Annotated in this window: 26 protein-coding genes and 1 tRNA gene; 11 read left to right on the top strand and 16 right to left on the bottom strand. The window is 68.5% G+C overall.

The features are described 5' to 3' along the window. Together AC1RSI_RS10470 and trmB are read right to left on the bottom strand one after the other, a co-directional pair. On the bottom strand, nucleotides 1-1,387 hold a 1,387-nt coding region (locus AC1RSI_RS10470; RefSeq protein WP_492793338.1), incomplete at its 3' end, for a cache domain-containing protein. 96 nt (nucleotides 1,388-1,483) lie between these two features. Beyond that, entirely contained in the window at nucleotides 1,484-2,185 is a 702-nt protein-coding gene (gene trmB, locus AC1RSI_RS10465) for a tRNA (guanosine(46)-N7)-methyltransferase TrmB (RefSeq protein WP_008261127.1), read from the bottom strand. 341 nt (nucleotides 2,186-2,526) lie between these two features. Here trmB and AC1RSI_RS10460 point away from each other — a divergent pair, with 341 nt between their 5' ends. Both AC1RSI_RS10460 and AC1RSI_RS10455 read left to right on the top strand, forming a co-directional pair. Beyond that, entirely contained in the window at nucleotides 2,527-3,999 is a 1,473-nt protein-coding gene (locus AC1RSI_RS10460; RefSeq protein WP_035309225.1) for an amidohydrolase, read from the top strand. Then, a complete protein-coding gene (locus AC1RSI_RS10455) occupies nucleotides 3,999-5,339 on the top strand; it encodes an amidohydrolase family protein (RefSeq protein WP_154726887.1) in 1,341 nt (446 codons plus the stop codon). The genes AC1RSI_RS10460 and AC1RSI_RS10455 overlap by 1 nt, the downstream gene beginning before the upstream one ends. Before the next feature lie 62 nt (nucleotides 5,340-5,401). Here AC1RSI_RS10455 and AC1RSI_RS10450 read toward each other — a convergent pair whose 3' ends face one another. After that, the gene (locus AC1RSI_RS10450) at nucleotides 5,402-6,895 is read right to left on the bottom strand and encodes a coniferyl aldehyde dehydrogenase (protein ID WP_291752900.1); all 1,494 of its coding nucleotides are present in this window, start codon (nucleotides 6,893-6,895) and stop codon (nucleotides 5,402-5,404) included. 239 nt (nucleotides 6,896-7,134) lie between these two features. Next, on the bottom strand, nucleotides 7,135-7,905 hold the full coding sequence (locus AC1RSI_RS10445) for a hypothetical protein (RefSeq protein WP_154727104.1): 771 nt from the start codon (nucleotides 7,903-7,905) through the stop codon (nucleotides 7,135-7,137). Between the two features lie 695 nt (nucleotides 7,906-8,600). Here AC1RSI_RS10445 and AC1RSI_RS10440 point away from each other — a divergent pair. From AC1RSI_RS10440 to arfB, 4 genes are all read left to right on the top strand, one after another. Beyond that, complete coding sequence (locus AC1RSI_RS10440) at nucleotides 8,601-9,089, top strand: hypothetical protein (RefSeq protein WP_154727110.1); 489 nt, start codon at nucleotides 8,601-8,603, stop codon at nucleotides 9,087-9,089. Between the two features lie 275 nt (nucleotides 9,090-9,364). Beyond that, nucleotides 9,365-9,841, top strand: coding sequence for a hypothetical protein (locus AC1RSI_RS10435; protein WP_154727109.1), 477 nt, complete (start codon nucleotides 9,365-9,367; stop codon nucleotides 9,839-9,841). Nucleotides 9,842-9,942: 101 nt separating this feature from the next. Next, nucleotides 9,943-10,413: a YaiI/YqxD family protein gene (locus AC1RSI_RS10430; RefSeq protein ID WP_154726976.1), complete on the top strand. Its 471-nt coding sequence runs from the start codon at nucleotides 9,943-9,945 to the stop codon at nucleotides 10,411-10,413. Further along, nucleotides 10,410-10,814, top strand: coding sequence for an alternative ribosome rescue aminoacyl-tRNA hydrolase ArfB (arfB, locus tag AC1RSI_RS10425; protein ID WP_154726977.1), 405 nt, complete (start codon nucleotides 10,410-10,412; stop codon nucleotides 10,812-10,814). The genes AC1RSI_RS10430 and arfB overlap by 4 nt, the downstream gene beginning before the upstream one ends. A 3-nt stretch (nucleotides 10,815-10,817) precedes the next feature. Here arfB and AC1RSI_RS10420 read toward each other — a convergent pair whose 3' ends face one another. The 4 genes from AC1RSI_RS10420 to AC1RSI_RS10405 are packed head-to-tail and all read right to left on the bottom strand — an operon-like array spanning nucleotide 10,818 to nucleotide 14,418. Beyond that, the gene (locus tag AC1RSI_RS10420) at nucleotides 10,818-11,285 is read right to left on the bottom strand and encodes a hypothetical protein (RefSeq protein WP_154726978.1); all 468 of its coding nucleotides are present in this window, start codon (nucleotides 11,283-11,285) and stop codon (nucleotides 10,818-10,820) included. Nucleotides 11,286-11,298: 13 nt separating this feature from the next. Beyond that, nucleotides 11,299-12,876, bottom strand: coding sequence for a 2-polyprenylphenol 6-hydroxylase (gene ubiB, locus AC1RSI_RS10415; RefSeq protein ID WP_154726979.1), 1,578 nt, complete (start codon nucleotides 12,874-12,876; stop codon nucleotides 11,299-11,301). After that, nucleotides 12,864-13,652, bottom strand: coding sequence for a class I SAM-dependent methyltransferase (locus tag AC1RSI_RS10410; protein WP_154726980.1), 789 nt, complete (start codon nucleotides 13,650-13,652; stop codon nucleotides 12,864-12,866). Before AC1RSI_RS10410 ends, ubiB begins: the two co-directional genes overlap by 13 nt. 31 nt (nucleotides 13,653-13,683) lie before the next feature. Further along, complete coding sequence (locus AC1RSI_RS10405) at nucleotides 13,684-14,418, bottom strand: Crp/Fnr family transcriptional regulator (RefSeq protein WP_008260814.1); 735 nt, start codon at nucleotides 14,416-14,418, stop codon at nucleotides 13,684-13,686. A gap of 150 nt (nucleotides 14,419-14,568) precedes the next feature. Here AC1RSI_RS10405 and AC1RSI_RS10400 point away from each other — a divergent pair, with 150 nt between their 5' ends. The 3 genes from AC1RSI_RS10400 (at nucleotide 14,569) to AC1RSI_RS10390 (ending at nucleotide 16,000) form a co-directional block, all read left to right on the top strand. Continuing rightward, entirely contained in the window at nucleotides 14,569-14,874 is a 306-nt protein-coding gene (locus tag AC1RSI_RS10400; protein ID WP_035310370.1) for a 4a-hydroxytetrahydrobiopterin dehydratase, read from the top strand. Beyond that, complete coding sequence (locus AC1RSI_RS10395) at nucleotides 14,871-15,674, top strand: SDR family oxidoreductase (protein ID WP_154726981.1); 804 nt, start codon at nucleotides 14,871-14,873, stop codon at nucleotides 15,672-15,674. Before AC1RSI_RS10400 ends, AC1RSI_RS10395 begins: the two co-directional genes overlap by 4 nt. Nucleotides 15,675-15,923: 249 nt before the next feature. Then, nucleotides 15,924-16,000, top strand: a tRNA-Arg gene (locus tag AC1RSI_RS10390). 22 nt (nucleotides 16,001-16,022) lie between these two features. Here AC1RSI_RS10390 and AC1RSI_RS10385 read toward each other — a convergent pair. From AC1RSI_RS10385 to AC1RSI_RS10360, 6 genes are all read right to left on the bottom strand, one after another. Further along, complete coding sequence (locus AC1RSI_RS10385) at nucleotides 16,023-17,234, bottom strand: alkaline phosphatase (RefSeq protein ID WP_154726982.1); 1,212 nt, start codon at nucleotides 17,232-17,234, stop codon at nucleotides 16,023-16,025. 148 nt (nucleotides 17,235-17,382) lie between these two features. Then, the gene (locus AC1RSI_RS10380) at nucleotides 17,383-17,742 is read right to left on the bottom strand and encodes a DUF167 domain-containing protein (protein ID WP_196066444.1); all 360 of its coding nucleotides are present in this window, start codon (nucleotides 17,740-17,742) and stop codon (nucleotides 17,383-17,385) included. Continuing rightward, complete coding sequence (locus AC1RSI_RS10375; RefSeq protein WP_154727057.1) at nucleotides 17,681-17,911, bottom strand: DUF4926 domain-containing protein; 231 nt, start codon at nucleotides 17,909-17,911, stop codon at nucleotides 17,681-17,683. Before AC1RSI_RS10375 ends, AC1RSI_RS10380 begins: the two co-directional genes overlap by 62 nt. A 5-nt stretch (nucleotides 17,912-17,916) precedes the next feature. Continuing rightward, complete coding sequence (locus AC1RSI_RS10370) at nucleotides 17,917-18,246, bottom strand: DUF6883 domain-containing protein (RefSeq protein WP_035311088.1); 330 nt, start codon at nucleotides 18,244-18,246, stop codon at nucleotides 17,917-17,919. Nucleotides 18,247-18,253: 7 nt separating this feature from the next. Further along, a complete protein-coding gene (locus AC1RSI_RS10365; protein ID WP_008261292.1) occupies nucleotides 18,254-19,183 on the bottom strand; it encodes an electron transfer flavoprotein subunit alpha/FixB family protein in 930 nt (309 codons plus the stop codon). Between the two features lies 1 nt (nucleotide 19,184). Beyond that, on the bottom strand, nucleotides 19,185-19,949 hold the full coding sequence (locus tag AC1RSI_RS10360; RefSeq protein WP_008259580.1) for an electron transfer flavoprotein subunit beta/FixA family protein: 765 nt from the start codon (nucleotides 19,947-19,949) through the stop codon (nucleotides 19,185-19,187). A gap of 115 nt (nucleotides 19,950-20,064) precedes the next feature. Here AC1RSI_RS10360 and AC1RSI_RS10355 point away from each other — a divergent pair, with 115 nt between their 5' ends. Together AC1RSI_RS10355 and AC1RSI_RS10350 are read left to right on the top strand one after the other, a co-directional pair. Next, nucleotides 20,065-20,409 (top strand): hypothetical protein, encoded by a 345-nt coding sequence (locus AC1RSI_RS10355; RefSeq protein WP_008260333.1) that lies wholly within the window; start codon nucleotides 20,065-20,067, stop codon nucleotides 20,407-20,409. A gap of 382 nt (nucleotides 20,410-20,791) precedes the next feature. Continuing rightward, complete coding sequence (locus AC1RSI_RS10350; protein ID WP_154727052.1) at nucleotides 20,792-22,294, top strand: S41 family peptidase; 1,503 nt, start codon at nucleotides 20,792-20,794, stop codon at nucleotides 22,292-22,294. A 312-nt stretch (nucleotides 22,295-22,606) separates the two neighbouring features. On the opposite strand, the gene AC1RSI_RS10345 is transcribed toward AC1RSI_RS10350, so the two are convergent. Both AC1RSI_RS10345 and AC1RSI_RS10340 read right to left on the bottom strand, forming a co-directional pair. Continuing rightward, nucleotides 22,607-23,179 carry a cob(I)yrinic acid a,c-diamide adenosyltransferase gene (locus AC1RSI_RS10345; RefSeq protein ID WP_008261323.1) on the bottom strand — a complete coding sequence of 191 codons (573 nt, stop codon included), beginning with the start codon at nucleotides 23,177-23,179 and terminating at the stop codon, nucleotides 22,607-22,609. Between the two features lie 3 nt (nucleotides 23,180-23,182). Continuing rightward, complete coding sequence (locus tag AC1RSI_RS10340; protein ID WP_154727051.1) at nucleotides 23,183-23,386, bottom strand: twin transmembrane helix small protein; 204 nt, start codon at nucleotides 23,384-23,386, stop codon at nucleotides 23,183-23,185. Between the last annotated feature and the right edge of the window lie 72 nt (nucleotides 23,387-23,458).

Here is a 23,458-nt window from a genome sequence, read left to right as displayed (position 1 = left end):
GCGCCGCCTCGACCCCGGCGTTCAGGGCCAGCAGATTGGTCTGGAAGGCGATCTCGTCGATGACGCCGATGATCTGGCTGATCTGTTCGGAGGAGCCCTCGATGGCCTGCATGGCCTGGACGGCGTCGCGAACGATGACGCCCGAGGTCTCGGCGTCGCCCTTGGCCGCCTGAACCACGTCAGAGGCCTGACGCGCGCCCGAGGCGGTCTTGTTCACCGTGGCGGTGATTTCATCCAGCGCAGCGGCGGTCTCTTCCAGCCCCGCCGCCTGTTGTTCGGTGCGGCGCGACAGATCGTCGGCGGCCTGCGAAATCTCGCCGGCGCCCGAGCGGATGCCGGCGATATTGGCCACCACCACCGCGACGGCCTGCTGCAGTTGGGCGATGGCGGCGTTGAAGTCGGTCTTCAACTGCGCCGCCTTGGGCGCGAACTCGGCCTCGATCCGATAGGTCAGATCGCCGTCAGCCATGGCCGACAGGCCCTGGCCCAGGGCTGCGATGGTGACGCGGTCGGCTTCGGCCTCGGCGGCCTTCTCGGCCTCGCGCGCGGCCCGTTCCTGTTCGCTCATCGAGCGTTGCGACAGGGTCTCGGCCTCCAGCCGGTCCTTCTCGATGGCGGCGTCGCGGAAGATCGCCAGGGCCGAGGCCATCTTGCCGATCTCGTCGCCGCGCTTGACGCCGGGAATCTCGGAGGTCTTGTCTCCGTCCGCCAGGCCGCGCATGCGCCGCTCCAGCGCCACCACCGGGGCCGACACGGACCGGCCGATGAACCAACCCGTCGCCCCGACCGCCAGCAGCACCAGCAGGGCCATGGAGCCCAGGGCCAGGGCCGCCTTGCCCACGGCCGCCGCGATCTGGTCGGTATAGACGCCCGAGCCGATCACCCAGCCCCAGGGGGCGAAGCCCTTCACATAGGAAATCTTGGGCGAGGCCCCGTCCTGGTTCGGCTTGGCCCACTGATAGTTGACGAAGCCCTCGCCGTCCTTCTGAACCACGGCGACGAATTCCTTGAACATCAGCACGCCGTCGGCGTCCTTGTTCTCGCTCACGTCCTTGCCGTTCAGCGCCGGCTTCATCGGGTGCATCACCATGGTGGGATGCATGTCGTTGATCCAGAAATAGTCGTCGGCGCCGTAACGCATGGCCCCGACGGCGGCCTTGGCGGCGGTCTGGGCCTGATCGCGCGTCAACCGGCCGGCCGCCTCCTCGCCCTGATAATAGGCGACCACGCTGTGGGCGATCTCGACGCCCTTCTTCGTGCGGTCGGCGATCTCGTCGCGCATCACCGCATCCAGCCGCATCAGGGAAAGACCGGTCACGAGCAACAGGCCCGCCATGGTCACAAGAGCGAGGAGATTGATCCGCCCGCCTATCGTCAGCGTCTTCATGGTCCCGTTCCCTAATACTATTTGAGACCATCCCTAACAAAGTTCGTTAAACACCCGTCTATAAGCCGAATAAGTAAGAATGCGTATGCCGTAAGGTCAGGATTTTCTGCGGTATTCCAGGAAAATCGGCGCCGTGTCCCCCAGCCGCTTCTCTTCATAACGGGTGACGACGTGGTCCGCCGGAGGAACGAACCAGTCCTGATCCGCCGCCCCGATCCGCTCCAGCCCGGGCGTCCGCTCCAGCCGCTCCAGCGTCCATTCGGCGTAGTCGCGCCAGTCGGTGACGAACCGCAGCGTGCCGCCCGGCTTCAGGATGCGGGCGAAGGCCTGGGCCGTCTCGTCCTGCAACAGGCGGCGCTTGTTGTGCCGCGCCTTGTGCCAGGGGTCGGGGAACAGGATCAGCACCCGGTCGACCGAGGCGTCCGGCAGGGCGTCGACCAGGTCGCGCGCGTCGTCGGCGTGGATGCGGACATTCTTCAGGCCGCCCTCCTCGACATGGCGCAGGGCCGAGGCCACCCCGTTCAGGAAGGGTTCGCAGCCGATCACCAGGGCGTCGGGCCGCGTCGCCGCCTGGGCCGCCATATGCTCCCCCCCGCCGAACCCGATCTCCAGCCACACCTCGACCGCCTCGGGCATCATCGCCTTCGGGTCCAGCGGACCGGCCTTGGGATCGGGCACGGCGATTTCGGGCAGTAGCGTCTCCATCAGCGCCGCCTGTCGCGGCTTGATCGGCCGCGCCTTGATCCGGCCGAACGACCGCAGCGGCCGGTCGAGATGGGGGTTTTCGTCGTCGTTCATGCGCGTGCCGTTAGCGGTCCCAGGCCGGAGCGTCCAGAGAGTCTCACCTCCCCGTTCGCGAAGGCGAACGGGGAGGACCGGTCGCGCCAGCGACCAGGAGGGGGCGACTCCGTCCTATCCCGCGTCTCGTCGCGCCCGCACCACCGCCAGGACGAAGCCCAGCACACCCTCGTGTTCGTCTTTCACATGGATCGCTCGCACGCGGACAACCTTCACGCCGCGCTCCCCCAGCCGCACAACTCAAAGAACATCGAAATCTTTTGACGCCTCCGCCGGATGACCCTCCTATGACGGTCGCAAGACACGTCGGGCTGGCGTGTCAGTGGGGAAAAGGGGATCTGATGATCGGACATCATCTGCGGGGCGTCAGCCTCGCGGCCATAGGCTTTGCTATGCTCGGCCTGTCAGCCTGCGCCACGACCGGCGCGGAATCGGAAACGGCGGCGCCGTCCAAGGACAAGACCCTGGCCGCCGGCCTGGATCCGGCGACCACGCTGAACCCCTATCCGTCCACCTATCAACCGTTGCCGCGCGAGAATTTCGCCGTGGTCGGCGCGACTGTCCTGACTGGCGCGGACCGCAAGATCGAAAACGGCGTGGTCGTGGTGACCGACGGCAGGATCGCCGCCGTCGGCGACGCCTCCACCCCCGTCCCCGCCGGCTATCGCGTGATCGAGGCGCGCGGCCGCTATGTCACCCCCGGCGTCATCGACGTCCACAGCCACCTGGGCGTCTATCCGTCCCCCGGCGTGCAGGGCATGAGCGACGGCAACGAGGCGACCAGCCCGAACACCGCCCAGGTCTGGGCCGAACATTCGCTGTGGCCTCAGGATCCGGGCTTCAACACCGCCCGCGCCGGCGGCGTCACCACGCTTCACATCCTGCCCGGCTCGGCCAATCTGTTCGGCGGCCGGGGCGTGACCATCCGCAACATGCCCTCGATCACCATGCAGGGCATGAAGTTCCCGGACGCCCCCTATACGATCAAGATGGCCTGCGGCGAGAACCCCTCGCGGGTCTATGGCTCGCGCAACCAGAGCCCGGCGACCGGCATGGGCAATATGGCCGGCTACCGCGCCGCCTTCATCGCCGCGCGCGACTACAAGGCCAAGTGGGACAAGTGGCGCGAGACCGGCGAGGGCGCGGCCCCGACCCGCAATCTGCAGAACGAGACCCTGGTCGGGGTGCTGGACGGGTCGATCCTGATCCAGAACCACTGCTACCGCGCCGACGAGATGGCCATGATGATCGATATGGCCAAGGAGTTCGGCTACCGGATCACCACCTTTCACCACGCCACCGAGGCCTACAAGCTGGCCCCGCAACTGGCCGCCAACGGCATCTGCGCGGCCATGTGGACCGGCTGGTGGGGCTTCAAGATGGAGGCGCTCGACGCCATCGAGGAGAACGCCGCCCTGGTGGATGCGCAACAGGGCTCGTGCGCCGTCATCCACTCCGACGACGCCGAACTGACTCAACGGTTGAATCAGGAAGCCGCCGCCGCCCTGTCGGCCGGTCGTCGCGCCGGACTGAACATCTCGGAAGAACACGCCATCGGCTGGATCACCTCCAACGCCGCCAAGGCCATCGGCATCGCCGACCAGACCGGCTCGCTGGAGCCCGGCAAACGCGCCGATGTGGTGATCTGGAGCGCCGATCCCTTCTCGATCTACGCCCGCGCCGATCAGGTCTTCATCGACGGCGCCCTGACCTTCGACCGGACCAACCCCGCCTATCAGCCGACCAGCGATTTCGAGCTGGGCCAACCGGGCTATGGCCTGACCGCCGCCAACGTCGCCGAAGGAGCCCGCTGATGCGTCTGTCCCACATCCTCGCGGGCGCCGTCGCCGCCCTGGCCTTCGCCGCCCCCGCCCTGGCCCAGGAGACCGTCGCAATTGTCGGCGGTCGGGTTCTGACCGGTACCTCGGTCATCGAGGGCGGCATGGTCGTGATCCGCGACGGCAAGATCGTCTCGGTCGGAACGGCCGCCGCCCCGGCCGGCGCCCGCGTCATCGACGCGACCGGCAAGGTGGTCGCCCCCGGCTTCGTCGCCGTCGATTCCGGTCTCGCCGGGACCGAGGTCGGCGCCGTCGGCGGCACCAACGAACTGCGCAACAGCGCCAACACCCTCAGCGCCGCCTTCGACATCTCCTACGGCCTGGACCCCTGGTCCTTCACCCTGCCGGTGGCGCGTCTGGGCGGCATCACCCGCGCCGTGGTCGTGCCCCAGCACCCCGGCTCGTCCGGCGGTCATGTGCATGAGGACGAGACGGCCGGCGCCGGCGACGGCGGCTATCAGACGCCGGGTCTGTTCGCGGGCCAGGCGGCGGTCATCGACCTGGGTCAGGACGCCAACATCCTGGTCAAGCCGCGCGTGGCCATGGTCGCCCCGTTCGGCGAGGCCGGGGCCGACATCGCCGGCGGCGCCCGCGGGGCACAGTTCGTCCTGTTCAAGGAGACGATGGCCGAGGTCCGCCTCTACGCCCGCAACAAGTCGGCCTATGAACGGGCGGGCCTGCGCGACCTCAGCCTGTCGCGCGCCGATCTGGAAGCCCTGATCCCGGTCGCTGACGGAACCCTGCCCCTGATCGTCAGCGTCCACCGGGCGTCCGACATCCAGCAGGTGCTGCGTCTGGCGCGCGAGGAAGGGATCAAGCTGATCCTGGACGGCGCCGAAGAGGGCTGGCTGGTCGCCGGCGAGATCGCTTCAGCCGGCGTGCCGGTCCTGCTGAACCCCATCTCCAACCTGCCCGCCGACTTCGAGATGCGGGCGGCGCGGATGGAGAATGCGGCGGCCCTGAACGCGGCCGGCGTGGTCATCGCCATCAAGGGCAACGAGGGTTCGACCCACCGCGCCCGCGAAGCCCGCTACAACGCCGGCAACGCCGTCTCGCACGGCCTGCCTTACGGCGCCGCCATCGCCGCCCTGACGGTCAATCCGGCCAGGATTTTCGGCATGGGCGGACAGTTCGGCCAGATCGCGCCGGGTGCCGCCGCCGACGTGGTGGTCTGGTCCGGCGACCCGCTGGAGCCCCTCAGCCAGCCCTCGGCCGTCTTCATCGACGGGGTCGAGCAACCGTTGACCAGCCGCGCCCTGCTGCTGCGCGACCGTTATCGTCAACAGACGCCGATGCCGCCGGCCTATCGCAACTGACGGCCTTTCAGGTCTGAAGGAAAAGGGCGGGACCGCAGGGTTCCGCCCTTTTTCGTCTCCGCCTACCGGGCCAGAAACCGCAGGGCCGTGCGCGCCAGCCGGCCCGCCGCCCCGTCCCAAGGCGGCCCCAGCCGCTCGAAGGCGTTCACCGGCCCCACGTCATAGACCGCCCGCGCATGGCTGAAGCGTTTGAAGCCCTCAGGCCCATGATAGGCGCCCAGGCCGCTGGGCCCGACCCCGCCGAACGGCAGGTCGTTCTGGGCGATATGGAGCATGGTCCCGTTCAGGGTCACGCCGCCCGACAGGCCGGAACCCAGGATCCGATCCCGCGTCCGCGCCTGGTTGGTGAAGCCGTACAGGGCCAGCGGCCGGGGCCGGGCGGCCACGAAGGCCAGGGCTTCATCCAGGCTGTCGTATCCGACCACCGGCAGGACCGGGCCGAAGATCTCCTCCTGCATCAACAGGCCGTCGCTCGGCGGGTTCAGCACCAGGGTCGGGGCGATCTTGCCGTTGTCCCCCTCGCCCGCATCGGGGTGTTCCAGCACCACGGCCCCCGCCGCCCGCGCCGCCGCCACCGCGTCGCGCAGCCGCACCCGGTGACGGTCGCTGATCACCCCGCTGTAGTCGGGATTGTCCTGAAGCGTCGGATAGGCCCGCCGCGCCTGATCCAGCACCGCCTCGGCGAAGGCCCGGACCTGCCCGGCCGGGACCAGGGCGTAGTCGGGGGCGATACAGGTCTGACCCGCGTTCAGGAATTTGCCGAAGGCGATCGACCGCGCCGCCTTGTCCAGCGGATAGTCGGGCGCCACCACGGCCGGCGACTTGCCGCCCAGCTCCAGCGTCACCGGGGTCAGGTTCTCCGCCGCCGCCCGCATCACCTCGCGCCCCACCCGCGTCGAACCGGTGAAGACCAGATGGTCGAAGGCCAGACGCGAAAAGGCCTGGGCCGTGTCCACCCCGCCGTTGACCACGGTCAGCACCGCCGGATCGAACCGCTCGGCCACGGCGGCCTCCAGCAGGGCCCCGAAGGCGGGCGTCAGTTCGGACGGCTTGATCATCACCCGATTGCCCGCCGCCAGGGCGTCGACCGTCGGCCCGAGCGCCAGCAGCAGCGGATAGTTCCACGGCGCGATCACCCCGACCACGCCCAGGGGCTCATGCCGGATCCAGGCCCGCGACGGCTGGAACATCAGGTCCACCGGCCGCCGCTCGTCCCGCATCCACCGCCCCAGATGGGCGCGCGCATGGTCCAGGCTGCGGATCAGGGGCGTGACCTCCAGCAGCCCCGTCTCCATCGCCGACCGCGCCCCGAAATCCGCATCTATGGCCCGCGCAAAGGCCTCGCGCCGCTCCAGCACCAGGGCCTTCAGCCCCTCCAGCCGCCCGCGCCGCGCCTGCGCCGACGCCGCCCCCTCCGCCCGCGACGCCGCATGCTGAAGCCCGAACCGGTCCGAGAGCCCGTCGTGTGTCATCGCATCCAGACCCTTCGCCGCGCCGGCCGCAATCGCCCGACCGCCCCACTTCTCAAACCCGCCCCGGCCGGGGTCAAGCCCCATCCCCAAACCTGTCTCCTCCCCCTCTGGGGGAGGTGGCGCAGCGCCTCTTCGCGCCGCGACGGAGGGGGCGCGTCCGCACGACCGGCGCCCCCTGCGGCGTCCAGAACACGTCCACCGCCTGTGCGATCAGACGTCGATTTCGCGAACCGAACCGTTGCGGACCTTGGCCGCATCAGGTTGGCTTGGCGTGTTCGTCTCTTCAGCGGCGTTGTGAGCAAGAGGATCAGGGACGCCCCTGATCAGTCAATCTCGTCACTTAGGGATCGCACGACGCGCCCATTCTCATCGAGGACTTCAATTCTGGGCTGGTCGGACTCGTCCACGCTCAGTCGGATCCGCGGCCGCGAGCGGGAGTCCTTGATCTCGAGCATAGCGGTGCGGGTGGAGGTTCCATCGCCCTCGCTGCCGAGGAAAATGCGTTCGGCGAAGTAACGTTTCTCACCGGCGAGAATGTTCCATTCGCGCTGAAGCCGCTCGCGTTCCTCGTCGGTTTTCGCCGCACGCATCCTCTCCCGGTACGCTTCGTATTCGGGCGGCCGATTGGTCTGTCGGATGTCCATGTCGGTCGGGCGGTCCATGACCCTGAGCGCCGTCCGGACAAAGTCTCCGTTTCGCCAGGTGTTCATGAAGATCGTCTGGTTCTGATCCACCTGATCGAATGACAGATGGACGCCGCCGTCCACGGCCTCGGCGCCTTCGTCTGAGGCGCTGAAGATCAGGCCGCCGGTCTCGTCGCCGCGCTGATTATAGAAAATGATCCCCGGCACACCTCGAGGCGACTCGGGCCGTCCGAATACGTTGGCGTTTGGCAGCGTTGTCGAGGAGCCCAAAACCAGCGCCGGTTTGCCGTTGTCTTCGACCAGGTTGATCCGTTTGGCGTTTATCGTGTTGAACGTGGCGTTCACGGTGGAGTCCGCATGAGCCCGCTGCTGCAAAGCGCCTCCCGCCAAGCCTCCCGCAATCGCGATCGCCACGACCGCAACGCCATTACCGAGGTTCTTGATGTTCACCGGAATCTCCATGTTTGCGCGCATTTTCTGAGGTGACGGGCTGTGACCGGGCGGTCAGCAGAGAGTGGCGCCCAGACTTCAAAGGGTCGGACCGAAGGTCAAATGACTTCTGGGTAAGATGGACAGGAGAGGCTGCGGTTCGAGGTCAGGCGCGTCTGCACGACCGGCGCACCGACTGGCTGAACCAGCGGGGCGTCGCCGTGCTGCGGGTCCCGGCGCGGGCTGTGCTGACGGACATTTCCGGTGTGCTGGAGGAGAACGGACTGCGGCTCAAGGCCTGGCCCGTCCCCCTCCGTCGGCTTCGCCGACACCTCCCCCAAAGGGGGAGGATTTCGGTCATCACCCTTCGCATTCCTCCCCCTCTGGGGGAGGTGGCGCGGCGCCCCTTGGCGCCGTGACGGAGGGGGCGCGTCCGCACGACCGGCGCCTCTTGCGGACCGCTGCGATCCGGGTCCAAATGGTGCGCTGACGACTGCTGGAGGGCAGACGATGTCGAAACTGAGCCTTGCCTTGTGGGCGGCCCTCGCCACCTTCCTAATAGGGACTTTCCGGACCAGTTTTCCGGCTGAATGGGGCGGACGCCCCGGCCTGTTCGCCCTGGTCGTCGTGGCCGTTTCGACGCTCGCCTGGACCATCGAATACATACGTCGGCGGCAGCGCCTAGGCGACAGACGCTAGATTCAAACCGGCCACGCATGCCGATATTCCGAAACCCCTGGCTACAGGCCGTACTCCTGGGCGCAGGCCTGTTCGCCCTATCCCTGCTCATCCGAGCGGCGGCCAATATGGTCGTCGGCAGTTTCACCGCCGGCCCCGGCGCGCCGGACGCCATGGTCGCCGCCCAGGATACGGTCTCGCGGTTCGCCTATGGGTTTCTCCTGGCCGTGTTTCTGCCTGCGGTCATCGAGACGCCGCTGGTCGTCTGGGCGGTCCGGCGCGCCCGCGACGACGCCCCCAGCCTCGGGCTGGCCTTCATCATCGCGATCATTGCGGCGCTCGCCTGGCTGTTGCACGGCATGAGCCCCGGCTCGCTCGGCCAGGCGGCCGCCTTCGCCGTGATGGCCTACGCCGCCTGGGGTTGGTCGCGACGGCTGGGACGGCTTCGCGCCTACGCCCTGCCGACCCTGTCGCACGCCGTCTGGAACAGCATCGGCCTGGCCCTCTTCATGGCCAACCCAAGCTGAGCCCAGCCCACACCCATCTCCTCCCCCTCTGGGGGACGCAGCGCGGCGCGTCTTCCGCGCCGTGACGGAGGGGGGGTGCGTCCGCAAGACCGGCGCCTCTGCGGCGTCCAGAGCCCCTCCACCGCTTCGCGGTCCCCCTCCCCGCGAGGCGGGGAGGAGACAAGAATATCCGCCCAGGTCTGCTTTCCGATCAGACGCCGACTTCGCCAATCGACTCGTAACGGATCGTCGCTTCTCGACATTGCACCGGACAGCCCCCCGGGCCAAACTACGGTATGAAACTACAAACCCGCCGTACAATTTTGAGGGCGTCGCCTTTGAAGTTTTGGGGCTTATATGGCGTCGTGTGGTTGGCCATCGGGTTAGTCTGGATCGAGCCTTTTTGGACCGCAGGTTCCATCAGCGAGTTCCTCGCTTCGGGCAGCAGGTCAGCACATCGATGGCCTATCGCCGCGCTTGCGGCCTTGGTGGCGGCGCCAATTTCGATTTTAGCTTTCGCCAAGATTTTGCGCCATCGAGGCGCATTATTGTCGATATCGGGGTCAATTCTCTCAAGCCCGTATTTTCGGAAGCCTTTGAATTTTGACTCGGCCCATTTTTGGCTCAGACGCAGCATCTACGGCGCTTCCGAGCTTGTCGTGCTCAGCGACGGAGTTGAGCATACAGTTCCACTCATTTTTGCCGCAGGCACGCCGCACATGAACCTGGAAAGAATCATTGAGATCAGCGGCTCCAATGAACTTGCCAAGTGACAAGCGATTACCCTCGCCTAGACCCCTTCGGCCCTGTTTCAGCTTCCTGTAAGCCCAGCCCACCCTCGACGACCCGCCCCCGTCCGCGCTAGGTCAGGCCCATGCCGACCGCCCTCTACATCGACGCCGACGCCTGCCCGGTGAAGGAGGAGGTCTATCGCGTCGCCCGGCGCTATGGGCTGAAGACCTATGTGGTCTCCAACGGCTGGATGCAGGTCCCGCGCGAGGCCCTGATCGAACAGGTGGTGGTGGACGCCGGGCCGGACGTGGCCGACGACTGGATCGCCGAACGGGCGGGCCTGGGCGATGTGGTGATCACCGCCGACATCCCCCTGGCCGACCGCTGCCTGAAGGCCGGCGCCCAGGCGCTGAAGTCGAACGGCCAGGCCTTCACCCCGGACTCGATCGGCTCGGCCCTGGCCGGGCGGATGGTGGGCGAGCATCTGCGGTCCATGGGGGTGGCGACGTCGGGCCCGCCGCCGTTTTCGGCCGCCGACCGGTCGCGGTTTCTTCAGGCCCTGGACCAGGCCGTGGTCAAGGCGCGTCGGGTCGCCCCCCCGAGCCAGCCATGACGACCGTTATTCCCGAGGACGAGCTGGAGTTCCACTTCTACCGCGCCGGCGGACCGGGCGGCCAGAACGTCAACAAGGTCTCGACCGCCGTCCAGATGCGGTTCGACGTGAAGAACTCCCCCAGCCTGACCGAGCCGGTCAAGGCGCGGCTGATGAAGCTGGCCGGCAGTCGGCTGACGCTGGAGGGGGTGATCCTGATCACCGCCGTGCGCCACCGCACCCAGGAGCGCAACCGCGCCGACGCCATCGAACGGCTTCAGGCCCTGGTGGACGAGGCCTCGATCAAGCCCGTCTTCCGCGTCCCGACCCGGCCCACCAAGGCCTCGAAGGAGCGCCGGCTGAAGGCCAAGACCAGCCGCGCCTCGATCAAGTCGGGACGCGGCCGGCCGACGCTGGACTAGGACTCAGCTCTCGACCGGACGGAACAACAGGGCGGCGATCTTGTCGTCGGCGTCGAAGCCGATCACCCATTCGGTGACCTGGTTGTCGAAGGTCACCTTGAACAGATGGGCCTCGCCTTCCGGCCGTTCGAAGGCGACGGTCTTGACCGCGCCGAAGCCCTTGACCAGCGGCGCGACCTGATCCGCCTGCTGGCGGATCTGGGCCGCCAGGCTGTCGGTGAAGACCGAATAGTCGAAGCCGGGACCCTGGGCCGCCGCGATCACGGCGCGCAGCGCCTCTTCGGACCGGGCGATGTCGGGCGCGGTCGCCGCAACGACGGGAGCGGTCGGCGCCGACGGGGCCGGTTGAGATTGCGCCTGGGCCGGCCGGTCGAAACTGTTCGGCACGGCGCCGGCTGCGGCGCCGCCGGATTGGGCGATTGCGGAGGCCGGGGCCAGAAGCAGGGCTACGGCGATCAGGGTCGTCTTCATGCGAAGGCTCCGGTCAGGACAGATAGGGCCAGAGCGAAAGGCCCAGGGCCGTCAGGGCCGCGATGACCGCGACCATGACTGAAGCCGTCACCCAAGCGGGAGTTCCCGACTTTTCGATGACCACCGCCGCCGGTCGCGGCGGCTCCTGCACCAGGCGCGAGATGGCCCGCGCCGCCGCGATCATCTCGTTCAGGGCGTCGCGCGCCTGGGCCTGCGGCCCCAGTTCGCGGCGGATCCAGCGTTCGACCACCGGCTGGGCGGCCTTCCACAGGTCGTGGTCCGGCTGAAGCCGACGCGCCACCCCCTCGACCGAGACCATGGTCTTCTGCAGCAGGATCAGTTCGGGCCTCAGCCGCATGTCGAACAGGGCGGTGATCTCGAACAACTGGCCCAGCAGCCGGCCCATCGACACCTGGCTGGCGGCGCGGCCGATCACCGGCTCGCCCACCGCACGCAGGGCCTGGGCGAAGGTCTCGACGGAGTGATGCGGCGGGACATAGCCGGCCTCGAAATGGACCCGGGCGATCCGGTCGTAATCCCGCGAGATGAAGCCCCACAGGATCTCGGCCAGATAGCGCCGCTCGGCCGGACCCAGCCGCCCGACGATGCCGAAGTCGATGGCGGTCAGATGGGCCGGGGCGCTGGCGAACAGATTGCCCTCGTGCAGGTCGGCGTGGAACACCCCGTGGTCCAGGGCCTGGACCAGGAAGGCGCGCACCACATTGTCGGCCAGCAGATCGACATCCAGGCCCGGCAGGTCGACCAGGGCCGGGTCGGTCATGGGCAGCCCTTGCGCCCATTCCAGCGTCAGCACCCGCTTGCCCACCCCGTCCCACACCACGGCGGGGGCGGACATATAGCCGTCCTTGGCCATGACATCGGCCATCTCGCTGGCGGCGGCCGCCTCCAGCCGCATGTCCAGCTCCAGATCCATCGAATTGGCGATGGTCTCGACGAAGGCCTGGGGCTCGAGCCGGCGCGACAGGGGAACCAGCCGGTACACCAGGGCGGCGCCCAGCCGCATGGCGTCCAGGCCGTCGGCGACGCGGCGCTCGACCCCCGGCCGCAGCACCTTGACCGCCACCGCACGCCCATCCGCCAGGGTCGCCCGGTGCGCCTGGGCCAGGGAGGCGGCGGCGACCGGCGGGCTCAGGTCGGTGAACAGGCTCTCGACCGGCCGACCCAGCGATTTCTCGATCTCGCGCCGCGCCTCTTCCAGCGGGAAGGGCGGCAGGGCGTCCTTCAACCGGCCCAGGTCGCGTGCGAACTGCAGGCCGAAGATGTCGGCGCGGGTGGCCAGGACCTGGCCCAGCTTGATCGCCACCGGCCCCAGATGCTCAAACGCCTTGCCCAGCCTCTGGCCCGGCCGGCCCTGACGTCCGTCGCGGCCGGACAGCATCTGCACCGCGCGGGCGAAGGGTCGGGCCCAGACGGGCAGCAGGGGATTGGCCTCGCGCGGGATCAGGGCGTCATGACGCGCCAGAACCCACAGCCAGCCCAGCAGGCGCAGAAAGGCCGCCACAGGATTCTGCACCGCCACGGCGGCGGGCGGCGGCGGGGCCGTGCGATAGACCCGGGTCAGATCGCCCACCCGTGGTGGATGGCGGCGATCCCGCCCGACAGATTGGTCACCGACACGCGCTTGAAGCCGGCGTCCTCGATCAGGGCCTTGAAGGCCGCCTGGTCCGGGAAGCGGCGGATGCTCTCGACCAGATACTGATAGCTGTCGCGATCCTTGGCCACCCAGCCGCCGATGCGCGGAATGGCGTGGAAGGACCAGGCGTCATAGGCCGCGCGGATCGGCCCGGTCGTCGGGCGCGAGAACTCCAGGCACAGGAACCGGCCGCCCGGCTTCAGCACGCGCCGCGCCTCGGCCAGGGCCTTGTCGATATGGGCCACGTTGCGGATGCCGAAACTGATCGAATAGGCGTCGACCGAGGCGTCCGGCAGCGGCAGGTTCATCGCATCCCCGACCGACCAGCTCATCTCCGGCTCGCCGCCCTTGTGCACCCCGGCCAGGATCATCTCGGCGTTATAGTCCAGCACGATCACCGAGGCGTCCTCGCCGCCCCGCCGTTCCTGGGCCGCGCGCGCCATCTTGGAATAGCGCCGGGCCATGTCGCCGGTCCCGCCGGCCACGTCCAGTATGGTCTCGCCGGGCCGGGGGTTCAGCTTGGCCGCCGCCGCGTCCTTCCAGAGGCGGTGGACGCCCACGCTCATCAGGTCGTTCATGACATCGTAGCTGGAAGCGACGGAATCGAAGACCCCGCGCACCATCTTGACCTTCTCGCGCGCATCGACGTCGCGGAAGCCGAAGGAGGAACGGTCGCCCGACGAATGCGGGCCGTGGGAGGAGGCGTCGGTCATGCGCGCGGTCTAGCGCGTCGCGGGCCGCCCGTCACGCGTCACTAGAGCCTGATCGCATCGCTTCCGACCCGGCTTGGGGCTGGGGCAGTTCGAGATCCTTCATCACCTCGCGCATCAGGCCGTAACAGCCGCACGACGCTTCCTCCAGCCCGTCGCGGTCCAGCACCCGGACCCAGCCCCGGCCCCGCTGGATCAGGTCCTTGCCTTCCAGCACGGTCCCGACCTCGGAGACCGTGGCGCGGCGCACGCCCAGCATGCCGGCGATATCGGCCTGGGTCAGGTCGATCCGGTCGTCCTCGGCCCGGTCGTGCAGGGTCAGCAGCCAGCGCGCCAACCGCTCGTCCAGCCGGTGCTGGGCGTTGCAGGCGGCGGCCTGCTGCACCTGGGCCATCAGGCCTTCGGTGAAACGCGACAGGGCCTGGCGCAGGCCTTCGCTCTCATCCAGCGCCTCGCCGAACACCTCGGCCGAACAGCAGACGGCCACGCCGTCGCGCTGGGAGATGGCGCGGCTGGCGGCGCGGGCGTTGAACGGGCCGCAGGTCACCCCCACCAGGCCCTCGCGCCCGATGGCGGCGGTCTCCACCATCTTGTCGTCCGGCAGGACGGTCATCAGCGACACCACGCCCTTCAGCGGGAACCAGACCTGATCGACCGCCTCGCCGGCGTCGTACAGCATCTGGCCGCGCGCGATCTGGTGCTCGCTCAGATGAGGTTCGATCCGCTTCCGGTCGGCCGCGTCCAGAGCGGCGAGCCACAGATTGTCCATATCCACTTCCTCCGCGCCAGAAACGGCGACGCTTTCGCGACGTCCGATAACGCCAGAGCTTGCTCATGCGTTCCGCGACCGTCGGAGACGCTTGCGCACGCTTGCCGCGATCCGTCGGGCGCCTTACGCCGGAAGAAAAGAGGAAAGCCCATGACCGACACTCGCCTTGACGTTGCGGAAACCCTGAAGACCCTGCCGGCCTGGCGCCCCCATGACGGCGACCGGGCGGCCATTTCGCGCAGTCTCAAGTTCGCTGATTTCAACGCCGCCTTCGGCTTCATGACCCGCGTCGCCCTGATGGCCGACAAGATGGATCACCATCCGGAATGGTCGAACGTCTATGACCGGGTCGAGGTGTTGCTGACCACCCACGACGCCGACGGCGTGACCGACAGGGACGTGACCCTGGCCCGGTTCATCGACCGCGCCGCCGCCGACATGGGAGCGATCTCGTGAGCGCCGCTTCCTCCGCCCGCCCCGGCCGCGTCGCCGGCAAGACCGTCCTGATCACCGGCGCCGCCGGCGGCCTGGGCGAGGCCATGGCCGCCATGATGGCCCGCGAGGGCGCCCGCCTGGCCCTGACCGACATCGACGGCGGCCGCGTCGCCGCCCTGGCCGAGCGGATCAACGCCGAAATCCCCGGCGCCGCCTTCGCCTACGCCCACGACGTGGCCAGCGAAGCCGACTGGGAACGGGTCATCGCCGCCGCCGTGGCCGATCTGGGCGGCCTGTCGGTCCTGGTCAACAACGCCGGCGTCGGCGGCCCCCTGGCCTTCGTCGAACAGGACACGGTCGACAACTGGCAGCGTCAGTACGAGATCAATCTGCGTTCGATCATGCTGGGCGCCAAACACGCCATGCCGCACCTGCGCGCCGCCGCCCCGGCCTCGATCATCAATATCTCGTCCATCGCCGGCCTGGTCGCCGCCCCCGGCATGGGCGCCTATAACGCCACCAAGGCCGCCGTCTGGATGTACACCAAGACCCTGGCGCTCGAGGCCGCCAAGGCCGACTGGAACGTGCGCTGCAACTCGGTCCACCCGGTCTTCATCAAGACCCCGATCCTCGACCCCTTCATCGCCCTGGCCGGCGGCGACGAGGCCAAGGCCCACGAACGCCTGACCCGCGGCATTCCCCTGAAACGGATCGGCGAACCCGACGACGTGGCCTACTGCGTCCTCTATCTCGCCTCCGACGAGTCCAAGTTCGTCACGGGGTCCGAGTTCAAGATCGACGGGGGCATGACCGCGCAATAGGGCGCGCGCGCCCTTTCTTTTGGGCCTACCGCGCTTCGCGCTGCTTGAGGCCGGGCTTAGGGGGCCTATCGCGCTTCGCGCTGCTTGAGGCCGGGAGTCTTTTGGGCCTACCGCGCTTCGTGCTGCTTGAGGCCGGGGACGCCCGGCGACGGCGGTTGGAAGACAGTCATCCGACCGTCATCCGCTTATTCGGGATTGAGGCCGCCCGCAGCTTGCTGTAAGCGGCCCTTTCGGCGTCACGCCGCATGCGCACCCGTAGCTCAGCTGGATAGAGTACTGCCCTCCGAAGGCAGGGGTCACAGGTTCGAATCCTGTCGGGTGCGCCACTTCCTCTCTTGTCTTGAAGTCTCAGTCGCCGGACGAGGGCGTCCAGCCGAAGGCCTTCATCATCACCTCGAACAGATGGGTGTTGGGGAAATAGCCCCGCACCCGTTCGGCGCCGACGCCGATGGCCAGGGCCGGGACCTCCTCGGCCGTATGGGTGCGGTTGACCATGACATTCTCCAGCCGCACCACGCGCTCGTCGCCGTCCCGCGCCTTCCAGGCCTCATAGCCTTCCAGCAGGGGCTGGCCGCGACGCCCGCCGTCGACCTGCAGGCCGAAGGAATGGTCGGCGGTGAAGATCATCAGGGTGTCGTCCAGATCGACGCGCGACTGCACCTCGGCGATCAGCCGGTCCAGGTCGGCGATGTTCTGCAGGCCTTCGCGCGGATCGTCGGTATGGGCGTCCCATTCCACCACCAGCAGATAGCCCTTGTCCCCGGCCTGCAGCAGGTCCAGCGCCCTCAGGGTCGCCGCCCGCACGTCGATCTCTTCGGCCACGACCACGGGCCGCCGGTTCGCCGCCGGCGCCGCCTCCAGCGTCGCATAGATCGGCCGGTCGTGCGCCCGGGCCAGGCTGTCGTAGCTGACGCCGTTCGCCGCCATCTGTTCGGCGATCTCCGTCCGGCCCGATCCGATCAGCACATCCACCCCGTCGCCGAAGCGCGGCGAAAAGGCCTGGGGGAAGATCTCGCCCCATTTGCCGCGGTCGTTCGAATGGGCGTAGGTCGCGGCCGGGGTCGCGTCGGTGATCGGACGGTCGGTCACCACCCCGGTCAGCAGGCCGTGTTGCTCGGCGTATTCCAGCACCGTCTGGGTCGGGGTCCCGTCGCGCCGGCCGCGTTCGCCGTCCGGCCCCTGGCTGATCACCCCGTTGTGGGTCTTCACCCCGGTCACGATGGCGCTCATGCCGTTGGCCGAGTCCGACACGAAGGCGTCGACCGGCGAGGTCTCGCTCAGCCCCAGGTTCGGCCACTGCTGGATATGGAGCCTCAGCGGCTCGCCATAGGCCATCACGCTGGCCGCATGGACCGAGGCCACGCCCCCGGCGTCCGCCAGAAACAGGATCACATTCTTCGCCCGGCCCTGGCTCTGGCTCTGTTCGACCGGCGGACGGGCCGCCGTCTGGGCCGAGGCTCCAGAGGCGCCCCCCGAGGCGGCCCCCGAGGCGCCCCCCGAGGCGCAAAGACCGATCGCAAGCGCGAGGGCGGAAACCAGGCGGAGGGAGACAGGGGTCATGGGCGTCGGTCCAGCAAATCAGACAAGGCCGCCCGCGTCCCCCGATCCGCCCCCGCCTGTCTACCGCGAACCTGTGACAGTCGCCCTCCCCCGACCCGGCGGCGATCCGGTTCTGGGCGGTTCGGGGCGGTCTGGGCGGCTCCGGGGTTCAGCCCGCCTCGCCTGTGGCCGCGTCGATCCGCGCCTTCAGCCCGGCCTCGTCCAGCCCCTCGACGGAGACCATTTTCAGCCGCGACTGCCCGCCCCGCTCCAGCACGACCGAGGACCGCGACACCCCGAGCGCCTTGGCCAGGAATTTCACCAGGGCGGCGTTGGCCTCGCCGTCCACGGGCCCGGCGCGCACCCGCACCTTCAGCACGGGCCGGCCTTCGGGATCTGTGTCCCAGCCGTCGATCCGGTCGCTGGACGCGCCGGGCTGTAGCTTGATCGGAAGTCGGGACAGGGGATCAACCGGCGGCGCGTCGATCCGGGGCGCGATGATCGGCGGCGCGCCAGACCACTTCGACATCTTCGGCGCTCAGGGTCGGGGTCGCCCGTTCCACGCCTCTCTCGTCGGCGAACTCCGCCAGGAAGCGGGCCGGGTCGAGCATCATCACGACCGTGCCGCGCTCGCCCTTCTTCAGGCCCAGATCCGGAAGATCGGCCACAAGGGCCACGACGTCGAGTTCCTCAATCATGGTCGTCACTCCACCATCGCGGTCGTCAGACGGGGAACCCCGTCCGATCCTACGATCCAGCCGCTGCGGATCAGCGCCGTGCGACCGCGGAACTCTAGCATGAAGCGGACCCGGTACAGAGTCCCGAACGGCGTCGTCCCGACCGGCTCGGCCTCGGCCCCCCTGGCCGCTTCCAGAAGCCGGCGTTTCAGATAGGGAGCGTCCGCCCGGGTCAGACCCAGGGCGGACGCGAAGACCCGGGCCTTGTGTCGGCCTTCCGGGTGGTCCGCCGACAGGCAGTAGGCTTCGATCTTTCCCTCCGGAACGACCGCCTGCCCACCGCCTGGCAGCCTCATTCGAGCCTCAGCCCAGGGCGGCCATCAGTTCCGGCACGACGGTCTTGTAGTCGCCGACCAGGCCATAATCCGCGACCTGGAAGATCGGGGCGTCCGGGTCCTTGTTGATGGCGACGATGGTCTTGGAGTCCTTCATCCCGGCCAGGTGCTGGATGGCGCCCGAGATCCCGATGGCGATGTACAGGGCCGGGGCCACCACCTTGCCGGTCTGGCCGACCTGATAGTCGTTCGGCGCATAGCCCGCATCCACCGCCGCGCGCGAGGCGCCGATGGCGGCGCCCAGCTTGTCGGCCAGGGGTTCCAGAACGGCGTGGAACTCGTCCGCCGAGCCCAGGGCGCGACCGCCCGAGACCACGATCTTGGCGGCGCCCAGGTCCGGGCGGTCCGACTTGACCATTTCCTCGGAGACGAAGGCGGTCTTGGCGGCATCGGCGCCCGTGACGCTCTCGATGGCGGCCGAACCGCCTTCAGCGGCGGCGGCGAAGGCCGTCGGGCGCACGGTGATCACCTTCTTGGCGTCGGCCGACTGGACCGTCTCCAGGGCGTTGCCGGCGTAGATGGGCCGCACGAACGTATCCGCCGACACCACCTCGATGATGTCCGAGATCGGGGCGACGTCCAGCTTGGCGGCGATCCGGGGGGCGAAATTCTTCCCGTCCGTGGTCGCGGGCGTCAGGATGGCGTCATAGCCGGCGGCCAGGGGCAGGACGGTGTCCGTCACCGCCTCGGCCAGGCCGTGGCCCAGGCCGGCGCTCTCGGCCAGCAGCACCTTGCGGACGCCGGCGATCTTCGAAGCGGCGTCGGCGGCCGCCTGCACGCCCTGCCCGACGACCAGAACATCCACATCGGACGACAGGGCGAGCGCGGCGGTCACGGTCTTGTTTGTGGTGTCGCGAACGGTCGAACCGTCGTGATCGGCGATGACGAGGACAGCCATATTACAGCGCTCCCACGGACTTGAGCTTGGAAACCAGTTCGGCCGCATCGGCCACCTTGACGCCGGCCGAGCGTTTCGGCGGCTCGGTGACCTTCAGGACCTTCAGACGGTCGGCGACATCGACGCCGTAGTCGGCGACCGCCTTCATGGCGATCTCCTTCTTCTTGGCCTTCATGATGTTCGGCAGCGACGCATAGCGCGGCGTGTTCAGCCGCAGGTCCACCGTCACCACGGCCGGCAGGTCCGCCGAGAGCGTCTGCAGGCCGCCGTCGACCTCGCGCGTCACCGTCGCCTTGCCGCCTTCGATGACCAGTTTCCCGGCGAAGGTCGCCTGGGGCCAGTCCAGCAGGGCGGCCAGCATCTGGCCCACGGCGTTGTTGTCGCCGTCGATCGACTGTTTGCCCATCAGAACCAGATCTGGCTTTTCTTCCTCGACCACCGCCTTCAGCAGCTTGGCGACCGCCAGCGGCTCCAGGTCCGCATCCGACTGGATCAGGATGCCCCGATCCGCGCCCATGGCCAGGGCGGTGCGGATGGTTTCCTGGGCCTGGGTCACGCCGATGGAGACCACGACGATCTCGGTCGCCGTGCCGGCGGCGTGGTGTTCCTTGCCTTCCTTCAGACGAACCGCCTCTTCGACGGCGATTTCGTCGAAGGGGTTCATGCTCATCTTGACGTTGGCCAGATCGACGCCGGACTGGTCAGCCTTGACGCGGGCCTTGACGTTATAGTCGATCACCCGTTTGACGGGGACGAGAACCTTCATGGGTCTATCCGTGAATTCGCCTGAATGTAGGGGCAGGACATGGAGCGGTCGCGAAGGCCTGTCAACGTAACGCGGGGTCAAGCTCCCGTGCAAAACCCGCCTAACGGATCCTGAGATGAAGCGTTTCCTGACCTTTCCCCGCCTGGCCATGATCTTCTTCGCCCTGTTCGGCGTCGCCGTGGCGGGGGTTTTCGCGGTCCAGGCCTATTGGGTCGCGCCGGGCGAACGCTGCGAGGCGGCGGGCAAATGGTACGACATGGACAACCGCATCTGCGCCCAGCCCATCTCCATCGCCGAGATCACCGGCCGCCCCAACGGCGTCTCGCGCGCCCAGGCCTCGGATGAAAAGAACCGCGAACTGATCCGCATCGAGGACCAGCTCGCCGCCCAGGACCGCGCCCGCGCCGCCGAAATCACCCGCCAGAAAGCGGCCCTGGCGGCGGCCCGACCGGCGACCTGACCACCCTTCACCTCCCGTCGGCGAAGGCCGACGGGGAGGACAGGCGAGAGCGTCAGCGAACGCCAGGAGGGGGCGACTCGGCGCCAGACGCTCTTGGGGGCCACCCCACCGCCGGAGGCGCCCCCGCCTGGTCGCAAGCGCGACCTGTCCTCCCCACGCGCCTTCGCGCGCGGAGAGGTGGCGCCGCCCTCTCTTCTTTCGTCCTGTATGGACGGTGCGGCCCCTACCGCGCCGCTCAGCTCGCCCCGCCGGGCGAGCGACATCTTGCCCGCCCCCTGACGCCCGCCTACTCTGGGGACCGGCCCCTCCACCCGGAGGTTGCGGCCGAAGGGGGATTTCTGTGCCGTCTATTCGTCGCCTTGCGCTTGTCGCGGCGGGGGCCTTGGCCCTATCGGCCGCAACCTTCCCCGCCCAGACCCAAGCCGCCCCTTCGCTCTCCGGATCCGGAGCCCAGGACGCCCCGCCCCCAGCTCAACTCCCAGCAGACAGAGACTGGGGCAAAACCCTGCGCGAGGACGCGACAGCGATCCATGACGCCATCGCCTCCAGTCATCCCGGCATGGTCAACCCCGACGACCCCCAGTTCGCGCGCCTGAACGAGGCGCAATACGCCCTGGCTCTGACCCGGGCCGACGCCGCCGACAGTTTCGCCGACTACTTCTATGCCCTGCAGCACTATGTGGCGGCGTTCGATGACGGCCATCTCGGCTTCGGCGTCTACGGATCGACGCCCGACCAGGGGAAGACCTGGCCAGGCTTTATTGCGCGGGACGACGGAGCTCGAGGCCTGGTGGTGACGTTTGCAGAGCCGTGGGCGGGCGTGCCTGCGGGCGCCAAAATCGCGTCATGCGACGGTCGCGACGCCTTCCAGATCGGGAATGAACGTATCGGCGCCCGCTTCGGACGCTGGGAACTGGCGTCCCAACGCCTGTCGTTCGGCGGATGGGTCATGATCGATACGGGCGACCCTTACGTCGCCCCCATCAAAAACTGCGTCTTCGAAACCCCCGCCGGCGCCCACGCAGTCGATCTGGACTGGCGACCGGCCGGACCCGACTTCTATTCCCGCTATGATGTTTTTCCGGCCCGCACGCGAGGTGCGATCGGGATGCGCCGCCTGGACGACGGTCGCTACTGGATCAGGCTTCCGACCTTCAACGGAGATCCCGAAAGTGAAGACGGGCGCGGTCTGGGCGGCTTGATCACGCAGATCGCCGCACAGGCCGCCGCCCTGCGGACAGCCCCGGCGATTGTCTTCGACCTTCGCGGCAATGGCGGCGGATCATCGCTGTGGTCGGATCAGATCGCAGAAAACCTGTGGGGGCCGGGCGCGTTTCAGCACGCGCCCGAACCTCCCATGACAGTCGTCTGGCGCGCCTCCGAAGACAATCTGCAAGCCATGCGCGCGAACCTGGAAAAGCGCGACGCGAATGGAAGCCTCTCAAGCGAAGCCAGGGACTGGTATCGGAATTCCATCGCCGGTCTGGAGCATGCGCTGGCGAGAGGCAATGATCGCTGGATCATAAGGCCCGATCTCGATGGCGGCTCGGCGACCGCCCCCGAGGCCTTGGCCTTTCAGCCGCCGGGGGGGACCGTGTTCGTGCTGACGGACGAGACCTGCATGTCGGCCTGCCTGGACGCCGTGGACCTGTGGGTTCGTCTCGGCGCAAAACCCATCGGACGCGAGACCGGGGCCGATACCGTCTATATGGAAGTGCGATCCGTCCGGGTCCCCAGCGGCCTCGGCGCCATGTCCCTGCCGATGAAATTCTATATCGGCCGGGAGCGGGGACATAATCAGCCCGTGACGCCCCTCCATCGCTTTGACGGAGACATGAACGACACGGCGGCGCTTGAGGCTTGGACGGCGACGCTTCCGCACTGAGGAGGATGGCGACAAAGATGCGAAGCGCCCGCGTCGCCGAAATCACCCGCCAGAAGGCGGCCCTGGCCGCGGCCAGACCGGCGACCTGACCACCCTTCATCTCCCCGTCGGCGAAGGCCGACGGGGAGGACAGGCGGGAGCGTCAGCGAACGCCAGGAGGGGGCGGCTCGGTATCAGACGCTCTTGGGGTCACCCCCACCGCCGGAGTCGCCCCCGCCTGGTCGCAAGCGCGACCTGTCCTCCCCACGCGCCTTCGCGCGCGGAGAGGTGACGCCGCCCTCTCTTCTTTCGTCCTGTATGGGCGGTGCAGCCCTACCGCGTCGCCCCCGGCTTCCATTTCACATCGTTCGCCCCGTTCGCATTCGCCCGCCGGCCCGCGACGAACAGGTGATCCGACAGCCGGTTCAGATACCGCACCGCCGCGCCGTTGACCGCCTCGCCCGCCTCGACCAGCCGCACCGCCTCGCGCTCGGCCCGGCGGCACACGGTCCGGGCCACATGCAGATGCGTCGACAGGGGTGAGCCGCCGGGCAGGATGAAACTGTCCAGCGGCTTCAGGCTCTCGTTCATCCAGTCGATTTCCTGCTCCAGCCGTTCGACCTGGCTGTCGAGAATCCGCAGCGCCTCCCAGGCCGGGGGCGGGTCCAGCGGGGTGGCCAGATCGGCGCCCAGGTCGAACAGCTCGTTCTGGATCCGGGCCAGCATGGCGTCGATCCGGTCGTTCTGGCCGCTGTTCAGCCGGGCCACGCCCAGGACGGCGTTCAGCTCGTCCACCGCGCCGTAAGCCTCGACCCGGGGATCAGCCTTGGACACCGGCGCGCCCGAGGCCAGCCGGGTCTGTCCGTCGTCACCGGTGCGGGTGTAGATCTTGTTCAGCGTCACCATGGATCAGGCCCCCTGCGTCGCCTTCCACACCATGCCGACGACCAGGATCAGCACGGCGACGGCCTGAAGCCCGACCCGCCAGCGCATCAGCCTGTTGGAATGGCTCCGGGCGTAGTCCCCGCCCCGGAACAGCGAATAGAGGCCCAGACCCAGCGTCACCGTGACGGCGAGGATGGCGGCGATGACCAGGATGTCGAACATCTGCATGACCCTGTTCTAGTCCCCGCGCGCGTCGGACGCCAGCGACCGAGCCCGTCCTGATCCCGCCGGAGCCGGGGA

The sequence above is a fragment of the Brevundimonas sp. GW821-FHT10E09 genome (assembly GCF_058809375.1).
Note: the sequence above shows the minus strand (reverse complement) of the source record. Positions and strands in the feature narration are given on the sequence as shown.